The sequence below is a fragment of the bacterium genome, assembly GCA_021372515.1.
In the GTDB taxonomy this organism is placed as follows: domain Bacteria; phylum Gemmatimonadota; class Glassbacteria; order GWA2-58-10; family GWA2-58-10; genus JAJFUG01.
Map to the genome: position 1 here is coordinate 20,745 of JAJFUG010000209.1, position 7,682 is coordinate 28,426.

General features: G+C 61.2%; 4 protein-coding genes. All 4 read left to right on the forward strand.

Translation table 11 applies throughout. The features are described 5' to 3' along the window. Positions 1 to 67 precede the first annotated feature (67 nt). Positions 68 to 3,346, forward strand: coding sequence for a hypothetical protein (locus tag LLH00_18835; protein MCE5273339.1), 3,279 nt, complete (start codon positions 68 to 70; stop codon positions 3,344 to 3,346). Positions 3,347 to 3,429: 83 nt separating this feature from the next. Next, a complete protein-coding gene (locus tag LLH00_18840) occupies positions 3,430 to 4,623 on the forward strand; it encodes a PorV/PorQ family protein (protein MCE5273340.1) in 1,194 nt (397 codons plus the stop codon). A 129-nt stretch (positions 4,624 to 4,752) separates the two neighbouring features. Beyond that, positions 4,753 to 5,172 (forward strand): hypothetical protein, encoded by a 420-nt coding sequence (locus tag LLH00_18845; GenBank protein MCE5273341.1) that lies wholly within the window; start codon positions 4,753 to 4,755, stop codon positions 5,170 to 5,172. A 139-nt stretch (positions 5,173 to 5,311) separates the two neighbouring features. Next, positions 5,312 to 7,435 carry a beta galactosidase jelly roll domain-containing protein gene (locus tag LLH00_18850; protein MCE5273342.1) on the forward strand — a complete coding sequence of 708 codons (2,124 nt, stop codon included), beginning with the start codon at positions 5,312 to 5,314 and terminating at the stop codon, positions 7,433 to 7,435. Positions 7,436 to 7,682: the final 247 nt, after the last annotated feature.

Sequence of the window (7,682 nt, forward strand, 5' to 3'; positions counted from 1 at the left end):
GTACGTGTCTCTGTCGCTCTGTTGAAAAACAGAACGCTGCCTGCTGACATATCACAGGAGACAACTTATGCTTCATTACCGATTGATGTTCTTAAAACTCGCCGTTGCCGCCCTGCTGTTAAGCCTGGTCTCCAGCGCCAATGCGGAATGGAAGACCTCTTACGCAACTCAGGGCAACAATGTCGGGATGGTGCTAACCCTCGGTTGGGGAGGCCCGTTAGGCCGCGGTATCAAGCAGTTCCCTCGCGGCTCCGGCAACCTCTATACAGTCGCTAACTGGTGCTTCGGAGTCTGCACCGCGCGAGACTGCGACGGCAATGGCACGGCTGAGGACACCACCGCGCCGCTGTCCCGCGGCGCCGAATGCGCCCAGCCCATGCGCGGCACGCTGGAGGCTCTGGATCAGCTCACCGCTTTCCATGCCGCGGGTGAAAGAATGGACGAGGCGTCAGCACGTATCTCGTTCAACCGGGTCTGGGCCAGCCTGGACGCGGATGACCTGCCCGAATGGCCGGCCGAGTTCCGCACCGGCCGCACCAGCAGTGGAGATCCCATCCTGCATGGCGCCGAGACCGCGGTCGCTATCGTGGGTGACGCTTTCTCCCCGGATGGCGCTCCGGTCGGCATCGACATGGAGTGGCAGTGCTACTTCCTGAATTTTGCGGAAAGCAACAACATGATGTATTTCCATGTGTTCTTGCGCAACATGTCCGAGTATTTGAAGTGGAATTTTGATCCGGACATGGCGGCCAAGACCGCCAACACCCCGGACGGGCAGACCTGGCAAGGTATGGAACTGGTTTACACCATGGCCAACCCGATCAGGATCGGCGGTGCGGACGAAGGCTGGGCCATCTACAATCCGATGGGCATCCTGGCCAATGTCGACCGGGACGGCATCGAGAGCAGTTTCTCCGGCGGCGTCGCCAACATCGGCAGCATGCTGTTCAATAACCCGGAATGGAATGGTCAAAAGATGTCGATGACCAACACCATGCGGCACCAGTGGACCACCGAGTTCGGTTTCAGTATCCCGAACGAGGTCCTCGAAGGCGGCAAGCCGAGGGACAAGGCGTACCTCTACGGCCTGGGCAAGAATTCGCCCGACGGACCGTTCTACGCCGTGGAAGCCGGCCCGGCTGGCAATCCCTGGACCGGTGGCTGGCTGTATGGTTTCCCGGGCGTACTCGAACCCGGCGACACCCGCTACAATCAGTGGATCTGGGGCCGCAACGCCGGCAGCAACCATTACACCTTCTGGTCGGAGTTCCATAATTTCGCCCCGCGCGACAGCTTCTCGGTCGACGGTGTGGTTATGTTCGTCTATCCGGCCAACCCGCCGTTCTCCCTGCCGCCGAACGTGACTTCCGAAATCGATAACCCGGAAGTCCAGACCCAGTTGCAGCCGATGATAACCAATGCCCAGGTGGCCAAGATCGTGCATGACGGCAATTACGTGCTGCCGGAAACGCCGAACCCGCCGCCGATGACTATCATCCCTGGCGACAAGGAAGTCACTATCACCTGGAGTGATATCAACCTGCACACTCCGGATGCGTACTATGCTTTCCTGCAGGCGAATCCCGCCCTCGACCCGAACCATGTTTACAAAGAGTACGATTTCGAGGGTTACCGCCTGTACCGCAGCTATGTCGGACCGAGCGACGCTCATTCCGAGTTGATCTATCAGTGCAGCATTTCGAGCGGCAACCTGGCTTTCTACTTCAAGGACACCCGCGACACCGACACCAAGTACTACCGCATGAACAACGGCATGCGCATCTGGTACGCCCTGGTGCCCTACGACAATAACTTCGACCCCGCCACCGGCGCGGCTTTCAGCCTGCCGCCGGCTTCCAGCGGCAAAACCTGGAACCGTCCGGGAACACAGCTTTACACGGTCGAACCCCGCTCCAACGCCAGCAATTTCAAGGCAGCAGACATCGAGGGCGAGATCAAGTTCATCGCCGCCGACGGTTCGACCGCCATAGCGGCCACCAATACCGTGCTGTCCGGCGACGGTAGCGGCGCTCTGACCGAAGCTCCGGTCCAGCTCGTTCCGCTGCCTTTCCGGGAAGTCAAGTTCATCCCGGTCAACAACGAGCGCCTCACCACGGCCAAGACAGTCTACCTGGTCGCCTCCGACCGTATCGCCTATGACGAAGGTTGCGAGGGCCAGCGCCAGAACGTCGAAAACTCGCTCAACCTGGTCGACGGCAGCTACACCAGCACCTCCGTGCCTCTGGACGGCGGCGCTGCGGCTCGGCCGGTCGTCACGATGCAGGGTGCGGTGGACAACGACGGTCTCAACTATGCCATCGAGTTCACTTTCGAGGGCATGGACATGTCCGGCGCCTATGAAGGCGTGTACCTGAAAGCCAACCTGGGCACCTACACTGGCGGATCGCTCGATGTGCTGACTGCCCGCGGCTGCGGCCCGACAACGACTCCTGGCACCGCGCCCAGCAACCTGCTGACCACCAAGGCCGGACGTTTCCAGGTGACTTGGAAAGATGCCGGCGGCGGCAACCTGACGGTCGAAGTGAAAGACCTGACCCGTGGCGTCGATCTCACCCATGTGGATTACCCCGATGAATGGGGCTGGGGCTTCCAGACCAAGGATGTCTTCGGCGGAGATCTGATCGGCAATCGCGGCACTTATTACAACGAAGCTTTCGTTGATAAGCTGCCCAAGAATCAGCGCACGGCGAAGATGGCCTCCACCATCTCTGCCGATAACATCGAACAGTTCGGTCTGTTCCTGAACGGTATTCTCTGGATTGGACATCACGAGATGGGTGACGGTATCACGATGCCGGCAGCCGGGACAGTCTGGACTATAGACAATGCCTACGGTTACTGGAACGACGACATGACCAAGTTCACCCAGATCCCGGACATGGCGCACGTCGGTGACAAGTGGGAGATCAAGATCAAGCCGTCGACCATGAACACCGAGGATGGGGACCTGAGCAAGGTCATGGTCGTTCCTAATCCTTACATGGCTTCCTCGTTCCTCGATCTGTCCCCGGACAGCCGTCGTATCGATTTCGTCAATCTGCCCGACCGCTGTACGATCCGTATTTACTCGTTGGGCGGCCATCTGGTCAACGTGCTCAACCATATCGGCGCCAACCGTCATGGCTGGGGCAATTACACGGATTGGGACCGGCTGGACTCCCATGGCAACCCGAAGGAGCTCACCGGTTACGACAACCACGGCGGAAACGAGTCCTGGAACCTCAGGAACCGCTTCGGGCAAACCGTGGCCAGCGGACTGTATTTCTTCCACGTCACGGATTCGAGGGGTAAGACTTCCACCGGTAAGTTCTATATCATCGACTGATGGAGAGCAGCATGAACTTATACCGAAAAGTCACTCACTCCTCGTATCCCGATTGGAGGTTGTCTATGTTAAGGAAAACGGCCATGCGAGCCTTGCTTATAGTTGGAGTATTCCTGTCCGTCCTGAGTGCTCCGCTACTGGCTCAGGGTGTTCTGCGGCAGGCGTACAGCGGCCTGGACAAGTACCTGGCCCAGGGCATCCCGCAGAATAACTCCTTTGCCGGTGTGCGTGCCGCGGAGTTCCTGGAAATACCTGTCGGCGCCCGTGGTATCGGTATGGGCAGCGCGTACTCCGCGGTTGCCGATGATATCACCGCCATCTGGTGGAACCCGGCCGGTTTGGGCTTCCTCCAGAACAAAGAGGTCCTGGTCAACGTGGTTGATTACACTATGGACCTGACCTACAGCTATGCCGCCGCAGCCGTGCCCATGATGGACGGCCGTCTGGTGGTGGGCGGGTTCTTCGGCTACCTGGACGTGCCGGAGATGCAGATCACGACAGTCGGTTCGCCGCAGGGCACCGGCCAGACTTTCACCGCCTACGATTTCCAGATGGGCGGCTCGATGGCCTACACTCTGTCCGACCGCTTCGTCGCCGGTCTCAACATGAAGTACATCCACCAGGACATGTTCGCCAATGTCGCCGGTAACGCGTTCGCCGTTGACGCCGGCGCGATCTACCACACCGAGTTCATGGACCGCGATATCCGTTTCGCCTTCGCCATCCAGAACCTCGGCTCGAACGTGACCATGCGCGGCCCGAACCTGCTGTATGAGGTCGGTCCGGAGGATGCCGGCGGTGATATCCCCTCCGGTTATGTGGACTACTCCACCGATCCGTATGCCCTGCCGCGTCGTTCCACGCGTTGGGCTTACCGGCAGACCCATACCTACCGTCTGCCCACCGTGGTCAAGATTGCGATGTCCTACAACCTCATCACCACCGAGAAGACCAACTGGCTGGCCTCGGGTGAACTCTGGAGAAACAGCAACACGCCTCTGAGCTATGCCACCGGTACGGAGCTGAACTACAACTTCACTCCCTACATGTCCGGCGCCCTCAGAATGGGTTGGCTGATCCAGTCCGATGAGTTCACGGACGACAAGGACCAGTTCGGCTATGAGTACCTGGGCGATGACCCCACCTGGAGAGGCATCTCCTTCGGTGGCGGCATCTCCCGCACCGTCGCCGGGCGGGTGCTGAATTTCAGTTATGCCTATCGCAACAAGGGACGTCTGACGGCCGATAACTTCTTCACGCTGTCCTTCGGCTTCTAAGACAACGTCCCGGCGGGTCTTGCAGACCCGTTGAAACCAAAGACTCCCGGCTCGGCAAACTGCCGGGCCGGGAGTCGCTTCTTCTGAACCGCCCCCCGGTCCAAGGGTTCAGTCACGGAGGAAAGGTATATGTATCCACGACATTCGAAGCGGAAAAATATCCTCGTGCCAGCCCTGGCCGTTATCGCCACAGTTGCGCTTATGATCGCCGCGGCCTGCTACGGTCCACATGACAATTCGCCAACCAGCCCCGGCGTAAAGTACCTGATATCCATAACCAAAGGCAACGGTGCTACTGTATCGCTCGGCCATCCCGTAAGCATCGGCGTAGCTGTCACCAACGATATCGGCGTCCCGCAGAAAAGCGTCCGCGTGGATTTCACGATCATCGAGGGCACGGCGGACCTTGCGAGTACATACTCTGTAACCGACACCGCCGGTTTCGCCACCAACACAGTCACTCCCAAGTACGCACCGGGCGAGATCCAAATTCAGGCCCAGGTCTACCTCACCACGGCCAAGACCGTCATCACCTGCACTGGTGAATAGAGAAAAGCCTCGATAAAAAGCCACAAAGTCGTTATGGTGTATTCAAGCTGATATCCGGGAGGCGTCAAGCCGGCCTCCCGGATTCCCTTCCCTCCGGTTCGAACCTTCATATCACTCTTTCTGACGGCAGGTAATGACCATGCCCGGACTATCCAGACGGGATTTCCTCTCCGGCGCGGCCTCGGCCGGTGCACTGTTCTCTCTCACCGGCTGCCAGGCAGCCGGCCCCGCTCCGGGAAGCGCGGCAATCCCGGCCGCGGGCCTCACGCTCCCGCTCTGCGGCGAGTGGCTGTTCCGGACCGACGCCGAGGACAAAGGCGAAACCGAAGCCTGGCACTCCGGCGCCCAGCCGGCGGAGGGCTGGGAAACAGTGCAGGTGCCTCATACCTGGCAGGTGGTCGAGGAAACGGCCGAATACAAGGGCCCGGCCTGGTACCGCCGGGAGTTCGAGCTGCCCGTGCTGCCGGCCGGCGCCGTAGTGCGGGTGGAATTCGAGGCCGTTTACCACAGTGCGAAAGTCTGGGTCAACGGCGCCCCGGTGGGCGAGCACCTGCGCAAGGGCTACACTGCTTTCACTCTTGATCTGAGCGCCGTGGCCAAGCCCGGCCGCAACACCCTCGCCGTACGGGTGGACAACTCGTTCGACAAGCACATGCTGCCCTACGACAACTCCTACGACTGGACCATGGACGGCGGCATTTACCGGCCGGTGCAGCTCCTGATCACCGGCTCCGCGTTCATCCAGGCCCTGGCGGTGGAGGCCCTGCCCGCCGCGGACAACGCCAGCGCCCCGCTGGAGGCGGTGCTCAGCCTGCACAACAGCGCCGCCTCCCCGGCTGCGGTCACGCTGGAGTGCCGGGTGCTGGATGAGGCCAGCGGCCTCACCGTGCTCGATCTGCCCGCCGCGAGCGCCACGCTGGAGGCCGCCGCAACGACCCAGGTCAAGCTGCCGCCCGCGGTGCTGCAGGCCCCGCGCCTCTGGCATTTCGACCACCCGAACCTCTACCGTTTCCAGGCCCGGCTGCTGGCCGGCGGGCAGGTTATGCACTGCCAGGAGAGCACGTTCGGAGTGCGGCGTTTCGAGGTGCGCGGCAACCAGTTCTTCCTGAACGGCGAGCCTGTGCGTCTGATGGGGGTGGAGCGCATGGCCGGCAGCCACCCGCTCTACGGCATGGCCGAGCCGCTGTCCTGGATCGAGCACGACCACGCGGACATGAAAGAGCTCAACTGCGTGTTCACCCGGGTGCATTGGCAGCAGGACCGCCGCGTGCTCGACTGGTGCGACCGCCACGGGATGATGATCCAGCTCGAGGTGCCCTGCTGGGGGTCGGACACTTTCAGCCACATGAAAGGCACGCTCGAGGCGGATATAATGAACAACGGCCTGGAGCAGCTGGAGGAGATGATCGTCCGCGACCGCAACCACCCCTCGGTAGTGGTCTGGGGACTGTGCAACGAGATCGGCGGGCATGACCCCGTGGCGGCCGAATTCGCCCTGCGCATGTACGACCGGGCCAAGGAACTCGATCCCGCCCGGCCGCGGAGCTACGCCTGCAACTCGCTGCAGAAAGACCCCGGCGCGGATGTCGCCGGGAAGATGGATTTCATCGAATGGAACGAGTACTACCAGTCCTGGTACAAAGGCTCTCAGGAGGATGTGCGCCGCAATCTGGAGGAAATCCACGCCGCGTTCCCGGACAAGCCGGTGGTGATCAGCGAGTACGGCTACTGCGAATGCACGCCCCGTCCCGAACAGATGGGCGGCGATCCCAAGCGTATCGAGATACTGCGCGGCCAGGACGCCATCTTCCGCGAATTCCCCTGGATGGCCGGATTGATATTCTTCTGCTACAACGATTACCGCACTATCTGGGGTGACAAGGGCGAGGCAGTGCTCAAGCAGAGATTGCACGGGGTGGTGGACCTCTACGGCGGCCACAAGCCCTCGTACGAGGTGCTGCGGGCCGAGTCCAGCCCGGTGGAGAGTTTCGGCCTGAGCGGTAAGGCGGCCGACTTGCAAGCCAGCCTGCGCCTGCGGCCGGGCCTGCCGGCCTACACGTTGCGCGGCTACATCCTGCGCTGGGTGGTCTACGGCTTCGGCGGCCTGCCGATGGAGAGCCACCAGATCGAGCTGCCCGAGCTGGCCCCCGGCCAGGAGTATCACAGCGGCCTTGTCTTCTCGCTCGCCGACCCGAAGCGCGTGTGGGCCGAGATCGTCCGGCCGACCGGGTCCAGCGTGCTCGCCGCCGAGTGGAAGCCCTGAGGGGGGCCGTGTGACCGGCATGCTGCTCCAGCCGATGATTGTAATGTACGGCAGCGCCGATGTAGGGGTGGACCCATGTGTCCGCCCTTTTTGTCTTTCGGTCCCACCCAGCAATGTCCGGTTAGGGACTTGCAGTGAGAAGACGAAAGACTCTGTTCTGCTTTGGTTTCGGCCAAAGCAGCAAAGCCAGCGGGGGCCGCAAACTCGTCCAGACCACGCCTCCGCTTCGATCTTAAGTGTTTACGGA

Excerpts from the sequence above, each read along its gene's own strand:
- LLH00_18835 (MCE5273339.1), top strand. The coding sequence starts at position 68 with ATGCTTCATTACCGATTGATGTTCTTAAAACTCGCCGTTGCCGCCCTG.
- LLH00_18840 (MCE5273340.1), top strand. The coding sequence starts at position 3,430 with ATGCGAGCCTTGCTTATAGTTGGAGTATTCCTGTCCGTCCTGAGTGCT.
- LLH00_18845 (MCE5273341.1), top strand. The coding sequence starts at position 4,753 with ATGTATCCACGACATTCGAAGCGGAAAAATATCCTCGTGCCAGCCCTG.
- LLH00_18850 (MCE5273342.1), top strand. The coding sequence starts at position 5,312 with ATGCCCGGACTATCCAGACGGGATTTCCTCTCCGGCGCGGCCTCGGCC.